The sequence below is a fragment of the Pedobacter fastidiosus genome, assembly GCF_014306625.1.
In the GTDB taxonomy this organism is placed as follows: Bacteria; Bacteroidota; Bacteroidia; order Sphingobacteriales; family Sphingobacteriaceae; genus Pedobacter; species Pedobacter fastidiosus.
This window is the reverse complement of sequence record NZ_JACRYL010000018.1, coordinates 1-13534: the sequence shown is the minus strand read 5'-3', so window position 1 is coordinate 13534 and position 13534 is coordinate 1. Positions and strand designations below refer to the sequence as shown.

The following is a 13534-nucleotide window of genomic DNA, read 5'->3' as shown; positions in this document are numbered from 1 at the left end:
CGAATAAGTATAATCCGCAATTTATTAAAAAAAGCTTTAATTGAATAATTCTTCTGAGTCAGTTTGTTGTATTCCGTTAAATCTTCTGATTAAAGAATCTAATTTTCCGTTCCGTTTTTCAATTCTTCTCAGCATCCCAGTATTATGTTCTATAAAAGCATTGATTACTTCTTCACTATGCTTCTCTGGCTTGTTCAATAGAAATAGGTCTGAAATTAATGAAATAGGAGTCGCGAAAAGTCCATGAACTGACCACCAACCACAAATTGAAGTTAAGAACATACTTCTCAATCTTTTTTCATGAGCACATTTGGCGCATATTATTTGATGTTTTACCTCTGTTGAAGCGCCAAATATAAAAGAATAAATTGTATTGAATCGATAGCCGTTTAGTTCGGTTTCTAGATTGCAATTGGTGCAGATTGTACTTTTTATATCAACAGTTAATCTTTCTATTTCTGACCCTTCGTAAAAATCTGTTTCGACTTTTACCCATTCTATTAAGCCTAAATCTAGGTTTCTTCTAGCGATCTCATCATTCAGAACATCAACAATTTCCTTCCTTAAACCTTTGGGATTTAGTGCAATCTTTTGAATTGTTGCATCATCAAAAGTTCTATAATTTTTAATTATATCTTCAATCGGGATCATGTTTTTTATTCTTGTAGGTAATTATCCTCTTAAATGATAGCCTTTAGGTTTGGTAAAAGCTCGTAAACCTTGATGGGAAAGTGTGGCTCCGATTCCTGAATGTTTTCTTCCGCTCCAAGGCAGGGCTGCACTCACGCGATCGCAACAGTTCCAGTAGCCTGAGCCAGAATCTAATTGACTAAGAATTTTTTCCGCTCTGGATTGATTTGCCGAATACACAGACGCCGTTAAACCATACTCCGTGTCCTGCATCATTTTCAAAGCTTCATCATCGTCTTTTACTTTCATAATTCCGATTATCGGCCCGAAGCTTTCTTCTTGCATCACCAACATTTCATTTGTAACATTGGTTAAAACGGTGGGCTCAAAAAAGTAACCTTTGCTATTTTCGTCTTTTTTACCACCTGTTAAAATTCTTGCACCTTTAGCTAATGCATCTTCAATCTGGTTTTCCAGAACGATAATTTGATCTTTTCGAGTAAGTGCCCCAAGATATACACCATCTTCGGTTGGAGAACCACTTTTCCAACTGCTCACTTCCTCTACAAACGCATTTAAATATTCCTCATAATTTTTCTCGTGCACGTAAATCCGCTCAACCGAGCAACAGCTTTGTCCGTTGTTGTAAAATACACCATCAGCAGTTCCAATAGCCACATTTTTTATATCTGAAACATCTTCAGCTACATATAAAGGGTCTTTTCCGCCCAATTCTAATTGGCAAGGAACCATTTTGGATGCCACTTTTTCATAGATAAATTTACCAGTTTTGTATGAACCAGTAAAAAAGTAACCATCAAAATTTAGATCTAGCAAAGCTGAGCCTGTTTCCTTTGCGCCAATAGCGACCTGAAAGACTTCTTCAGGAAGGCCTGCTTTTTTAAGTAATTTTTCAATTTTTAAACCCGTTAGCGTGGCATATTCTGAAGGTTTGTACATTACAGAATTTCCGCTAAGTAAAGCTGGAATAAATACATTAACAGCAACTAGGTAAGGATAATTCCATGCTGAAATGTTGCAGATTACGCCAAGAGGCTCGTATTTGATAATTTCCTTTAAACCAGGTTCGTCGACCATAACTTCATCCGATAAATACTTTTCTGCATTAGAAAGCATCCATTTTATACGGGCTCTTGCACCATTAATTTCATTTCGGGATTGCTGTAAAGGTTTGCCAACTTCGCTGGTTAAGGTTAATGCTAAATCCTCAATTTCAGTTTCCAGTAAATCACTAAAAGTTGAGAGAATAGATATTCTTTCTTGGAGTGATTGCAGCTTCCAGCTTAGTTGGGCTTGTTTTAAGGTTTCAAATTTGGTTTGCAAGGAAGCTTGATTGTCTTCTTCTAAGGTGGCAATAATTTCTTCGGTAGCTGGATTGATAATTTGCATGATGTAGTTAATTTTGCCACGGAAACACGGGATTCACGGAATAAATCAGCTCCCAAATTAACCTTAGTTTTCGTGGATTGTAGTTATAAATTATTGGTAATCGCACTAATAAATGCCTCATGTAAATTTTTGCTGAAAGGACTTTTTTGATCTTTTAACCTTTCAGGATGCCATTGCACAAAACATAAAAAGGATTTTCCTTCTGGGTACATTCGTTCCATTGCTTCGGTAATTCCATCTGGCGAAAGGGCACTCACAACTAGGCCTTTTCCTGTTTTATCTGTGCTCTGGTGGTGATTGCTATTCACCAATCCTTTATCAGTATTTACAATTTGATTTAGCCATGAAGAAGGATTTACAATTATTTCGTGATAACGATCTGAATGATCTGGCATTTTTGCATGGTTAAATTTTCCCCAAGCAGGAATATCTGGAATCAAAGTTCCTCCGAAATAAACATTACCAACCTGCATTCCTCGGCAGATTCCCAAAACTGGGATTTTGTTCTTTTCTGTATACTCCAATACTTTAAATTCAAATTCATCGCGTTGCTCATCAATGTCATCTTCGTAGCAGTATTCGTAATATTTCGGCTGATTATAAAATTTCGGATGTACATCTTCACCACCTGTTAGCACTATGCCGTGACACTTTTTTATTAAATCAAAATTGTTGAGTTTGTAGCCCAACTGAATAACTTCTATGTTTTCATTGTATGATAAAACCCAGTTGCTGTAAATTTCGAATTTGCTGCAGTCGGTTACACCTATAGTTATTTTATTATTCATAATATTTTTTACCATGGATTTTCACAGATGAACACAGATTTGGTAAATATTCAAAACCTGACAATTATTTTTTTGATCTGTTATATATGTTTATCCTTCTTATCTGTGGTTAATGTTTCTACAGAGCGGTTAAATACAGTTGTTTAAAATTTTCTCTGCTCACTGGTTTCGGATTGTTGGGATGAGCAAAGTCGGCAAAAGCCAAATCGGCAAGCGTCTCTATATGTTCATTCTTAACACCAATATCGCTCAATTTATGTGGAATATTAATCTTTGAATTTAAATCGAACAAATATTTTACAACCGCTTCTCCAGTTTCATCTTTCAACTCTAGTGTTCGGGCAATTTTACGAAACCGATCTTCGAAACCAGAAATATTAAACTGCATTCCGTATGGGATATTTACAGCATTCGCCAAACCATGGTGTGTATCTAAAAGCGAAGATAGGGGATGAGCAAGCGAATGGACAACGCCCAATCCTTTTTGGAAAGCAATTGCACCCATCATAGAAGCCATTAACATTTTGCTTCTGCTTTCTAAATCAGGACTGTTGGTCGCTTTTTCTAAGGAATCTTTAATTAAAGAAATTCCTTCCAATGCTATCCCATCGCACATGGGATGAAAATTTTTAGCCAGATAAGCCTCCATATTGTGCGTTAAGGCATCCATGCCTGTCGCAGCGGTAATAAATGGGGGCAAATCCATTGTTAATTCTGGGTCGGCGAAAACGATTTGGGCCATTAATTTTGGCGAGAACAAGATTTTTTTCTGATGCGTTTCATCGTCGGCTATAATCGCACTGCGACCAACTTCGCTCCCTGTGCCTGATGTGGTTGGAATGGTTATAAAATGCGGAACATCGTTGGTGACATAAATATCTCCGCCAATTAAATCGTCGTATTTAAATAAATCTTCTCTATGATTGATGCGTAAAACGATTGCTCTTGCAACATCTAATGCAGCACCGCCACCAATGCCAATAATGCTATCTCTTTGTGTGGCATCCCAAGCATCGCTCCCTTTATAAACATCACTTTTAACGGGGTTTTTATGAATGTCGCTAAAAACTTCGACCGAAATGTTTTTCGCTTTCAAATCCGCAATGATTTTTTTGAAGAACGGAAGTTGTGCAATCGTAGGGTCGGTAACAACTAATGGTGCTTTAATGCTGTATTGCTGTAAATATGCTGGTAATTCTTTTACTGCACCTGCACCAAAACGAATGGTTGTTGGGAAATTAAATTGATGAATTTTATCGAATATCATTTGATGGTATTTTAATTTTCTATCACATTAAACGTTCTTAGATGTTCTTAGAGATTTGTTTTTGGTCATCGAGTTTAGTTTTTCACCACCTCAGACACCTAAGAACATCTAAGGGATGTTGTGCTTTTGGAATTATATTTAACTTCCAGCTAAGGTTAACTAAGGTATCTTGGGTGGTAAAACAAATGAACTATATTGTCTCCAAATATCTTTTCAGTTCCCAATCGGTTACTGCTTTTGCATATTGCTTACATTCCCATTCACGCGTCATGGTAAAATGCTCCACAAAATTTGCACCCAAAAGCGCTTTCGCTAAATCAGAATTTTTCATTTTTTGGGTTGCTTCAAATAAGTTGCGGGATAAAGTTCCGTTAGATAAATCTATATAACCATTACCATTTGTAGGAGGCTGTTCTAATTTCATTTTGTTTTTTACACCGTATAAACCCGATGCCAAACAAGCAGAAAGTGCTAGATAAGGATTCGTATCCGAACCAACAATTCTGGTTTCGAGTCGAGTAGCCTTCTTGCTTCCAGGTAATGCTCGTAATGCAGTAGTTCGATTATCAATGCCCCAAGTTACCGTTGTTGGTGCCCAAGCACCTTCAACCAATCGTTTGTAGCTATTTATTGTTGGCGCAATCATGGGCAAAATATGTGGCAAACAATACAGCTGACCAGCAATATAGCTTTTCATAGTTTCACTCATTTTATCCTGATCTTGTTCATCATAAAATAAGTTAGTTTTATTATCCAAATCCCATAAGCTTTGATGAACGTGACCGCTGCAACCAGGTAAATTCTCGTTAAACTTCGCCATGAAAGTAGCTAAGATGCCATGTTTATAGGCGATTTCCTTAACAGAGGTTTTAAACAGAATAGCTTGGTCTGCAGCTTTTAAAATTGGGGCGTACATAATAGCGGCTTCATAAACACCGGGACCAGTTTCGGTATGTAAACCTTCTATTGGAATGTCGAATTTATTGAGCAGATCGAATAAATCGGTCATGAATTCGTTTTTTAGAGAACTCCTTAAAATGGAGTAACCAAACATTCCGGGGGTTAACGGCTTTAAATTTGCAAAGCCTTTTTCTTGAATGGATTCTGGTGTTTCGGCAAAATTAAACCATTCAAATTCTTGTGCAAAAAATGGTGAAAAACCTGCATTTTTACATTCTGCCGTTAGTTTTTTAAGTAACTGCCTCGGACAAACATAATTTGGCTTTTCTTGATCATCAATAAAATCGCCTAGAAAAAAAGGAACATCGTTTTCCCAGGGGATTTTTCTAAAAGTGGTGATGTCAATTTTAACTTGAGCATCGGGATAACCCGTATGCCAGCCCGTATATTTTCCATTATCGTAAGCTACATCTCCAGCATCCCAGCCAAAAGTTACGTCGCAAAAACCAAGTCTGCCTTCAATAAGTGAAGCAAATTTTTCTGCAGCAATATATTTTCCTCTTAAAACGCCATCAATATCTGCAACGGCAATTTTAACCTTTCCCGAAGGATGATTTTTTACATAGTCAAGAATTTCCTTTGTCTTAATCATTAATCTGCCTTTTTAAATATTTTGTATAAAAGAAATATGCCTAAGATAATCCCCGAATAAATTAAACCTAATTTAAGATTATAAATCAGCATTGCGATAAAAGAAATTGATGCAATAATTAATGCGAGGATTGGAAAGAGCGGATAAACAGGAACCTTAAAAGGTCTTGGCATTTCGGGTGCAGTTTTTCGCAAAACCATAACCGAAATCATCGAAATAATGTACAATGTTAGTGCTCCAAAAACAGAAATAATAATAATTTCTGATGTTTTGCCAGAGAGCAAAGCAATAATTCCGATGATCATATTACCGATTAATGCATTGGCAGGCGTTTGAAATTTGGGCGAGATTTTTCCTAAAATACTTGGAATACTTTTGGATTTTCCCATTTCGTAGGTCGATCTGCCAGCGGCCAAAACCAATCCGTGGAAAGATGCAACCAATCCAAATAAACCAACCGTGATGAGTAAATGATACATCAAATGGTTATCTCCAGTGATGATCGAAAGTGCTAATGGAAGAGGTGAATCAGATGTTTCTCCTGATTTGCCGTTTTTATAAACAATGGCTTCCCAACCCGCAATGCCAATGGTTGAAATGAAAACTAACACGCATAAGATAACAAGGGTGAAAATTGCCCATCCAAAACCTTTACTAATGTCTTTTTGTGGGTTTTTGGTTTCCTCAGCCACGTTTGCAATGCCCTCTATACCTAAGAAAAACCATATGGCAAAAGGAATTGCAGCAAACATTCCGCTCCAACCATTAGGAAAATTATTATGCACTAGGTTTTCAACATGGAACTTTGGCAAAGTAATTCCAGAAAACAATAACAATTCGCCAACGGCCAAAACAGTTATAATCATTTCAAAAGATGCGGCCGCTTTTATGCCGTAAATGTTCAAGGCAGTGAAAATAAAATAGATGGCTATTGCGCTGGCCAAAATTGGAACCTGAGGGAAAAAGGCATTGAAATAAGCGCTGATTGCAAAAGCAATGGCTGGTGGTGCAAATATAAATTCGACCATTTGAGCAATACCAGCTATAAACCCTAAGTTTTTACCTAAGGCTTTGTTGGCGTAATCGAAAACACCACCGGCTTTTGGTATGGCACAGGCAAGCTCTGCATAGCTAAAGCTAAAAGTTACATACATCACCATAATGGCAACCGTAGCGATGGCCATGCCAAGTGTTCCACCTTTTTCTAAGCCTAAGTTCCAGCCGAAATACATGCCCGAAATAACATAGCCAACGCCAAGCCCCCAGAGCATAAATGGACTGAGCGTTTTCTTTAAACCGTCTGTTTTTGCCATCCTTTATGGTTTAAGCAAGAGTTTGAATAGATAAATAATTAATTCTGCTCGGAAATGATTATCAATTTATTTATGCGGTAATTGGGGTTTAAATTAGTGATTTTTTATCCTCCGTTAAAATAAATCCTAACAAAAAAACCAGTGCTTTCGCACTGGTTTAAATTAATTTCTCAAAACCCTCAGTTTAATTGGGGTCTTGGTTTTTGTTAAAAATCTGGTTATCTCTAGTATTCTTTTGCACTGTTATGGCGCCAAATAAAGAAAGTAGAAATGCAAAGGCGTAAAATCCTTTTTCGCTAGGCAAGAGTGTGGCATTCCACAAGCCGATAACCAATAATGTAATGGTTAACAAAGTAGAAAACCAGCTAATTCCATAGTAAATTTCAGTAACAGGGATGCCTTCCAGTTTATCCCGAACGGCTTTTTGTAGAGAAATTACGGCGAACAGGCCAAACATCAAAACGGTAAAATAATATCCTTTTTCATTAAGAAGCATATCAGAACGCCATAAGCCTACAATAAAGCCTATCATCCCGATACCTAATGCAATCCAGGCGGCTGCCACAAAAGCATTCGATGGTTTTTGATTCATCATTTTTGATTAGTTAATTTAATTCAATAGAAAACGTTAAAGAATGCAATCTGGTATTTTTGCCTAATATATAAATTACTTTAAGACATGATTATATAAAACTAAATATTTAGGAGTTTTAAAAATGCCTATCGAAGAGAAAACAATAAGTGTGCATTATATTTATTAAGGAGATAACATTATATTGGCTTATGCAAACATTGCTTACTTCAGAACAGATGCGCGAGGCGGATGAATTTACCATCGCTAATAAACCCATTGCCTCAATAGATTTAATGGAAAAGGCTGCGAGAGCGTTTGTTCAAAGCTTTTTAAGAGACGAATTTGACACGAGTAAAAGTGTAGCTATTTTTTGTGGGAAAGGGAATAATGGAGGCGATGGACTGGCAATTGCACATCTATTGATTGCTAACGGATATGAAAATATTAAGGTTTATGTTGTTAATTTTAGTGCAAAACAGAGTGATGATTTTGCCATAAACCTACAGCGGATAGAGGAAACCAGATGTAAGAAGTTTGAAATTAATCAAGTTTCTGATCTTAAAAACATCAAAACTGATTTAATTATTGATGCCATTTTAGGTTCGGGATTAAATAAACCACTTGAAGGTGCTTACACAGATTTAGTAAGTTTTATTAATCAATTAAACAAAAGGGTTTATTCTGTAGATGTGCCTACCGGTTTTTTTGCTGAAGGAAAACTACCCGAAAAATATAATGGAATTAAAGCCTACAAAACCATTTGCTTTCAACGACCAAAAATTAATTTCTTCTTTCCAGAATCGGCTTTGGCTACGGATAAGTATGAAGTTGTAGAAATAGGTTTGGATGAGGGCTTTATCCAAAAGCAAGATGCTGATTTTTATTTGTTAGAAAAAAAAGATATTCAGAAGCTTTTAAAACCACGTAAACTTTTTAGTCATAAGGGAACTTATGGTCATGCCTTAATTGTTGCGGGCAGTGCAAATACAATGGGTGCGGCATTACTTTCATCTATGGCATGCCTGCATTCTGGTGCAGGTTTAACAACAGCGTGTATCCCACAAAGTGGATTAATTGCATTAAATACAAGCTTGCCAGAAGTAATGGCTTTGCCCAGAGATGAATATACTAGAATTGAAAACCCAGCTAAATATCAGGCAATTGCTGTGGGGCCAGGTTTAGGCGTTTCCACAGAAAATGAAAAACTTTTAGAAACATTAATTGCATCAGAACAACCTTTGGTTATAGATGCAGATGCGCTAAATATGTTGGCTGAACGACAAGATCTATTTCAAAAACTAACAGAAAACACTATTCTGACACCACATTTAAAAGAATTTGATCGCTTATTTGGTGATCACATCACATGGTGGGAACGGTTACAAACCGCTAAACAAAAGGCTAGGGATTTGAAGATTATAATTGTTCTCAAAAATCAGTTTACGTTCATTTGTTTGCCAAATGGAAAAGTCTATATTAATCCAACGGGAAATCCAGCAATGGCACAAGGTGGGATGGGGGATGTTTTAACTGGAATAATTGTGGCATTTATTGCCCAAAAATACACACCTGCCGATGCTGCAATTTTAGCCTGCTTTGTTCATGGGCGAGCAGGAGATTATTTGGCGATGGAAAGATTTGTGGTAACGGCATCAGCGGTTGCTAAAAGAATTTCTATGGAAATTAAAGAATTGATGTTTCAAGCCCATGATCAAGTATAAAACACTAAGATTCGAACCATTTCTATATTTTAAAATTTATAAATCTTCCAATAAAATAACTTCTTTGTAGTTGTGAGTTAATAAATTTCTTTTGTTTAATGCTTGGGCTTAGCATTTGATAATCCATATGAGTTCAAAAAAAAATCAGAAAATTACTAGCAATCTAAATTATGAGTACAAACAAAGAATACACATTAACGGAGCTTATTCATGAATCGGCTGAAAACCCTAACGAAAATGATTTTTTCGAATTAGAGAAACCAGCCATGCTGGAGGTTAATCTAAAAAACCAGAAAATAATGGCTAAGGCAGGATCTATGGTTGCCTATATTGGTCAGGTAGATTTTAAGAGAGAAGGATTATTAAGTAAAGGTTTAGGTGGATTGCTAAAAAAGGCAATTTCTGGTGAAGGCACTTCTCTTATGCATGCATCTGGAACAGGTAAATTATACTTGGCAGATGAAGGCAAGAAAGTGAAAATTATTAAACTGCAAAACGAATCTATTTTTGTTAATGGAAATGATGTTTTGGCACTAGAAGATAGCATCAAAAATGAAATCAAAATGCTGAAGAGTGTAGCGGGAATGATGAGTGGAGGGTTGTTTCAAGTAAAACTATCAGGAAGTGGTTATATTGCAATTACCACACACGGCGAGCCAATCTTGTTAAGAGTTACTCCAAGCCAACCTGTTTATACAGATCCTAATGCAACTGTAGCTTGGTCGGAAAATTTATCACCAAACATTAAAACCAACCTAACATTCGGTTCCTTTATTGGCAGAGGAAGTGGAGAATCTTTCCAGTTGGAATTTTCTGGTGAGGGATGGGTTTTAGTTCAGCCTTACGAAGAAGTTAAATATGCAGCAAAATCGTAAGATCTTATAGTTTTTTGAGATTTATGTTGGTTGAAATTTATAATCTCGACTGGCACAAAAAAAATCCCGACAATTTAATTTGTCGGGATTATATATTTTTAAAATATTTCTTATTTAAACTCCACCCATTACGGTCAGTTTTTCCATTGTTGGATTAACGCTTCCGCCCACAGGTTCTACAGTTACCGCAAAAGCTTGTGCTTGATCTATAGTTTGCATTTTAAGTAAAGCTTCCTTTGCTTTATCATCTCCACCAAACACACCTAAACTTACTGGTTTTCCATTTACCAATGCCCACAATTGATATTCATGTTCCGCATCAGTTTTAGGTAAATCCATGGCAACATAATTTATTAGAACATTTTTATTTTGCTTGTTCCAGTAAACTTTCATTTTAGATGAAGGACTAAATTTTTGACCTTCTAATCTAATTGTAGCCCATTCTTTACTATCGTTCATCTCCGCCATGTTACTCAGGCCTTGATTATCAAATTCCAGTTTGCTTACCACTCCGGCAAATTTCTGTTTATCGAAATTTAAGCTTGCAATTTGATCATGTGCATCATTAAGCCTATTGTAAGTAATAAACAGTGCAGCAACACTCATAACCAATAAGGCTACGCAAGCAACTAAGGCATAACGTAAAGTTCTTACTTTGGTATAGTTATTATCAAACTGAATTACTTTTGGTTCTTCAGTTACAACAAAAGCTACCGGAGCAACTGGGATATTTTTTTCGGTTAATTTTTCCTCACTCAATCCCAACAACTCAAACAATTTAGTTTCCACATCTGCCGATGGTTCAACTGCATTTTGCATCGCATACTGTTCCATAGCTTGCTCAATTGCAGCTATTTCATCTCTAACCTCAGGGTAGCGAGATGCCATTTCTTCAACTTGTACAGTTTCTTCTGGTGATAAATCACCTAAAACGTACAACTCAAGTACTCCAGATTCTATATATGCTTTTAAATTTTCCACGCTCAATTAAAATTCCTTCTCAATTCTATAATAGCCAATCGGATTCGGGTTTTAACCGTACCCAAAGGCAACTCTAATTTTTCTGCAGCCTCTACATGCGTAAAGCCCTTATAATAAACCAAATCAAGAACCGCCTGCAAATCAGGTTTAAGGTTCTCTACAAGTTGTTTAACCCCAAGTACATCCGGGTTAAAAGTTACCTTGTTTTGCTCATCAACAAAACTTACGTTATTTTCGATGTCTTGGTTTTTGAGTGAGTTCTTAAAATCTTTCGATCGTAGTTTGTCTATAGAGAGATTCCGGGCGATATTCATCATCCAGGTAAATAAACGTCCTTTAGTGTTGTCGTAGTGTGTAGCCGATTGCCAAATTTTTACGAAAGTTTCTTGTAGTACATCTTCAGCAAGTTCGGTGTGGGTAATAATGCGGGATATTACACCGAATAACGACGATGAATACATGCTGTACAGTGTTTTTAGTATCGCCGGATCTTTCGATTGCAATGCTGAAACAAGTTCAGGCTCGGTTAGGGTTAGTTTTTTTAATGCACTCACTATTGGTTACTAAGATACAATACTGAACAACAAAACCAAAAAAATGTTTTGATAATGTATTCCGTTTTAGAGTTCGATTTTACAAATTAAATTTTAAAACAAAAGTTACGCGATTCCCTCTATTGGAAATAGATGTTTTTCAGCATGATATGAAGATCTAACCAATGGTCCACTTTCTACATATTTTAAACCTTTTGCCATTCCAACTTCTTTATACATTGCAAAAGTATCTGGATGAATCCAATCTACAACAGGGTGGTGGTTTCGTGTGGGTTGTAAATATTGACCTAAAGTTAAAATATGTACGCCATTAGCCACTAAATCATCCATCGCTTCAAAAATATCCTCTTCAGTTTCACCCAAACCCAACATAATGCCAGTTTTAGTTCTTAAACCAAATTCAGAAATTCTCTTCAAAGCCTCTAAACTTCTATCGTATTTAGCTTGAATCCGAACTTGTTTTGTTAAACGCTTAACCGTTTCCATGTTGTGAGAAACCACTTCTGGTCTTTCATCTAAAACGCGATATAAATTATCCCAAATTCCTCTAAAATCAGGAATCAAGGTTTCTAATGTAGTAATAGGACTTTCTTTACGGATGGCTTGAAGTGTTTCCGCCCAAATGATAGAACCGCCATCTTTTAAGTCATCACGATCTACCGAGGTAATTACGCAGTGTTTAACGCCCATTAATTTTACCGAATTGGCAACACGATTGGGCTCATCAACATCAACAGCTAAAGGTCTGCCAGTTGCAACCGCACAAAAAGAACAACTTCTGGTGCAAATATTACCTAAAATCATAAATGTTGCTGTGCCCGCTCCCCAGCATTCACCCATATTTGGGCAATTGCCACTTTCGCAAATGGTATGAAGCTTATGGGTATCAACCAAGCTCCGAACTTGCGCATATTCTTTTCCAACAGGCAATTTCACACGCAACCAATCTGGTTTACGTTTAACTTCAGTTACAGCAGGTACTACCGGTAAATCAATCATAGCACAAAGTTAAGGATTAGGATTGAAATGTTGCAATGTTCGAATGTTTGAAAGTTGTAATGTTTTGATTGATGATTTGGGAGGTTATTAAATTGAATACTAATTTGGAAAGGTGCTGAGGTACGTTTTGGCTTTGGTTCGGTCCGTCTTTTCGCTGTATCCCCGATAAAGCCTGTGGTAGAAGGCGTGACACTGAAATCGGGGGATGTCGCTTCAATACGGTTTAGGTGGGCAAGCCAATCCAAGTTAAGAAGGCTCAAATGCTTAGAGCTAAGGGAAGCTTTGCAAGTTCTGCCACTAAATAATCAACCAAAACGTTGCCTTTTTCTTTAGTATAGCCATGAAATTTGTTTTCATAACGGGCTTTCGCTCCGAAAAGGGGAGATTGCTTTGGCTCGCTCATTTCCGGCCTCGCAATGACGAATTTGGTTTAGTCGATGGGTTTTATTCCTCTTGAGCGGATGGCCTGCAAGGCGGGGTGGTTTTTTGCTGTTCGTTTTTTGCTGTTCGCGATGTTAGCATAGCGCATCTCGTACTATATATAGAACTGGATTTGTAATCGAGCATTTTTTACAGGGATTGCATTTCCTTCAGTAAAGTATTGAAATTTGTTTATTAACTGATTTTTCGCTCCGAAAAGGGGAGATTGCTTTGGCTCGTTCGTTTCCAGCCTCGCAATGACGAATTTGGTTTAGTCGATGGGTTTTATTCCCCTCTTGAGGGGTGCCTGCAAGGTGGGGTAGTTTTTTGCTGTTCGAGATGTTAGCGTAGTGCATCTCGTACTATGGATAACACTGGATTTGTAATCAAGCATTTTTTATATGGATTGCATATCCTTAAGTAAAATAGTGAAATTTGTTTACTAGCTGA

13 protein-coding genes are annotated in these 13534 nt (G+C 36.9%); 2 read left to right on the top strand and 11 right to left on the bottom strand.

All coding sequences use genetic code 11. The features are described from left to right. Positions 1-36 precede the first annotated feature (36 nt). The 7 genes from H7U22_RS17700 to yiaA all read right to left on the bottom strand — a co-directional run bounded on the left by H7U22_RS17700 (position 37) and on the right by yiaA (position 7555). A complete protein-coding gene (locus H7U22_RS17700; protein ID WP_187072674.1) occupies positions 37-651 on the bottom strand; it encodes a hypothetical protein in 615 nt (204 codons plus the stop codon). A 21-nt stretch (positions 652-672) separates the two neighbouring features. Beyond that, positions 673-2040 (bottom strand): aldehyde dehydrogenase family protein, encoded by a 1368-nt coding sequence (locus H7U22_RS17695; protein ID WP_187072673.1) that lies wholly within the window; start codon positions 2038-2040, stop codon positions 673-675. A gap of 83 nt (positions 2041-2123) precedes the next feature. Next, positions 2124-2828 (bottom strand): gamma-glutamyl-gamma-aminobutyrate hydrolase family protein, encoded by a 705-nt coding sequence (locus H7U22_RS17690; protein WP_187072672.1) that lies wholly within the window; start codon positions 2826-2828, stop codon positions 2124-2126. A 118-nt stretch (positions 2829-2946) separates the two neighbouring features. Then, positions 2947-4095, bottom strand: a complete 1149-nt coding sequence (locus H7U22_RS17685; protein WP_187072671.1) for an iron-containing alcohol dehydrogenase — start codon at positions 4093-4095, stop codon at positions 2947-2949. Positions 4096-4285: 190 nt separating this feature from the next. After that, complete coding sequence (locus tag H7U22_RS17680) at positions 4286-5647, bottom strand: glutamine synthetase family protein (RefSeq protein WP_222621893.1); 1362 nt, start codon at positions 5645-5647, stop codon at positions 4286-4288. Continuing rightward, positions 5647-6960: an ethanolamine permease gene (gene eat / locus H7U22_RS17675; RefSeq protein WP_187072670.1), complete on the bottom strand. Its 1314-nt coding sequence runs from the start codon at positions 6958-6960 to the stop codon at positions 5647-5649. Before eat ends, H7U22_RS17680 begins: the two co-directional genes overlap by 1 nt. A gap of 184 nt (positions 6961-7144) precedes the next feature. Continuing rightward, entirely contained in the window at positions 7145-7555 is a 411-nt protein-coding gene (gene yiaA, locus H7U22_RS17670) for an inner membrane protein YiaA (RefSeq protein WP_248284789.1), read from the bottom strand. A 188-nt stretch (positions 7556-7743) separates the two neighbouring features. On the opposite strand from yiaA, the gene H7U22_RS17665 reads away from it, so the two are divergent. After that, the gene (locus tag H7U22_RS17665; RefSeq protein ID WP_248284788.1) at positions 7744-9255 is read left to right on the top strand and encodes an NAD(P)H-hydrate dehydratase; all 1512 of its coding nucleotides are present in this window, start codon (positions 7744-7746) and stop codon (positions 9253-9255) included. A 170-nt stretch (positions 9256-9425) separates the two neighbouring features. Continuing rightward, positions 9426-10130, top strand: coding sequence for an AIM24 family protein (locus H7U22_RS17660; protein ID WP_187072669.1), 705 nt, complete (start codon positions 9426-9428; stop codon positions 10128-10130). 114 nt (positions 10131-10244) lie between these two features. On the opposite strand, the gene H7U22_RS17655 is transcribed toward H7U22_RS17660, so the two are convergent. The 4 genes from H7U22_RS17655 to H7U22_RS17640 form a co-directional block, all read right to left on the bottom strand. Beyond that, positions 10245-11111 carry an anti-sigma factor gene (locus tag H7U22_RS17655; RefSeq protein ID WP_187072668.1) on the bottom strand — a complete coding sequence of 289 codons (867 nt, stop codon included), beginning with the start codon at positions 11109-11111 and terminating at the stop codon, positions 10245-10247. Between the two features lie 2 nt (positions 11112-11113). Then, positions 11114-11665 carry an RNA polymerase sigma factor gene (locus tag H7U22_RS17650; protein ID WP_187072667.1) on the bottom strand — a complete coding sequence of 184 codons (552 nt, stop codon included), beginning with the start codon at positions 11663-11665 and terminating at the stop codon, positions 11114-11116. 105 nt (positions 11666-11770) lie between these two features. Beyond that, entirely contained in the window at positions 11771-12664 is an 894-nt protein-coding gene (gene lipA, locus H7U22_RS17645; protein ID WP_187072666.1) for a lipoyl synthase, read from the bottom strand. A gap of 256 nt (positions 12665-12920) precedes the next feature. Next, entirely contained in the window at positions 12921-13067 is a 147-nt protein-coding gene (locus H7U22_RS17640) for a hypothetical protein (RefSeq protein ID WP_187072665.1), read from the bottom strand. Positions 13068-13534: the final 467 nt, after the last annotated feature.

What these genes read in the sequence shown, in the direction of transcription:
- H7U22_RS17700 (WP_187072674.1), bottom strand. Translation starts at nt 651, where the DNA reads ATGATCCCGATTGAAGATATAATTAAAAATTATAGAACTTTTGATGAT.
- H7U22_RS17695 (WP_187072673.1), bottom strand. Translation starts at nt 2,040, where the DNA reads ATGCAAATTATCAATCCAGCTACCGAAGAAATTATTGCCACCTTAGAA.
- H7U22_RS17690 (WP_187072672.1), bottom strand. Translation starts at nt 2,828, where the DNA reads ATGAATAATAAAATAACTATAGGTGTAACCGACTGCAGCAAATTCGAA.
- H7U22_RS17685 (WP_187072671.1), bottom strand. Translation starts at nt 4,095, where the DNA reads ATGATATTCGATAAAATTCATCAATTTAATTTCCCAACAACCATTCGT.
- H7U22_RS17680 (WP_222621893.1), bottom strand. Translation starts at nt 5,647, where the DNA reads ATGATTAAGACAAAGGAAATTCTTGACTATGTAAAAAATCATCCTTCG.
- eat (WP_187072670.1), bottom strand. Translation starts at nt 6,960, where the DNA reads ATGGCAAAAACAGACGGTTTAAAGAAAACGCTCAGTCCATTTATGCTC.
- yiaA (WP_248284789.1), bottom strand. Translation starts at nt 7,555, where the DNA reads ATGATGAATCAAAAACCATCGAATGCTTTTGTGGCAGCCGCCTGGATT.
- H7U22_RS17665 (WP_248284788.1), top strand. Translation starts at nt 7,744, where the DNA reads ATGCAAACATTGCTTACTTCAGAACAGATGCGCGAGGCGGATGAATTT.
- H7U22_RS17660 (WP_187072669.1), top strand. Translation starts at nt 9,426, where the DNA reads ATGAGTACAAACAAAGAATACACATTAACGGAGCTTATTCATGAATCG.
- lipA (WP_187072666.1), bottom strand. Translation starts at nt 12,664, where the DNA reads ATGATTGATTTACCGGTAGTACCTGCTGTAACTGAAGTTAAACGTAAA.
- H7U22_RS17640 (WP_187072665.1), bottom strand. Translation starts at nt 13,067, where the DNA reads ATGAGCGAGCCAAAGCAATCTCCCCTTTTCGGAGCGAAAGCCCGTTAT.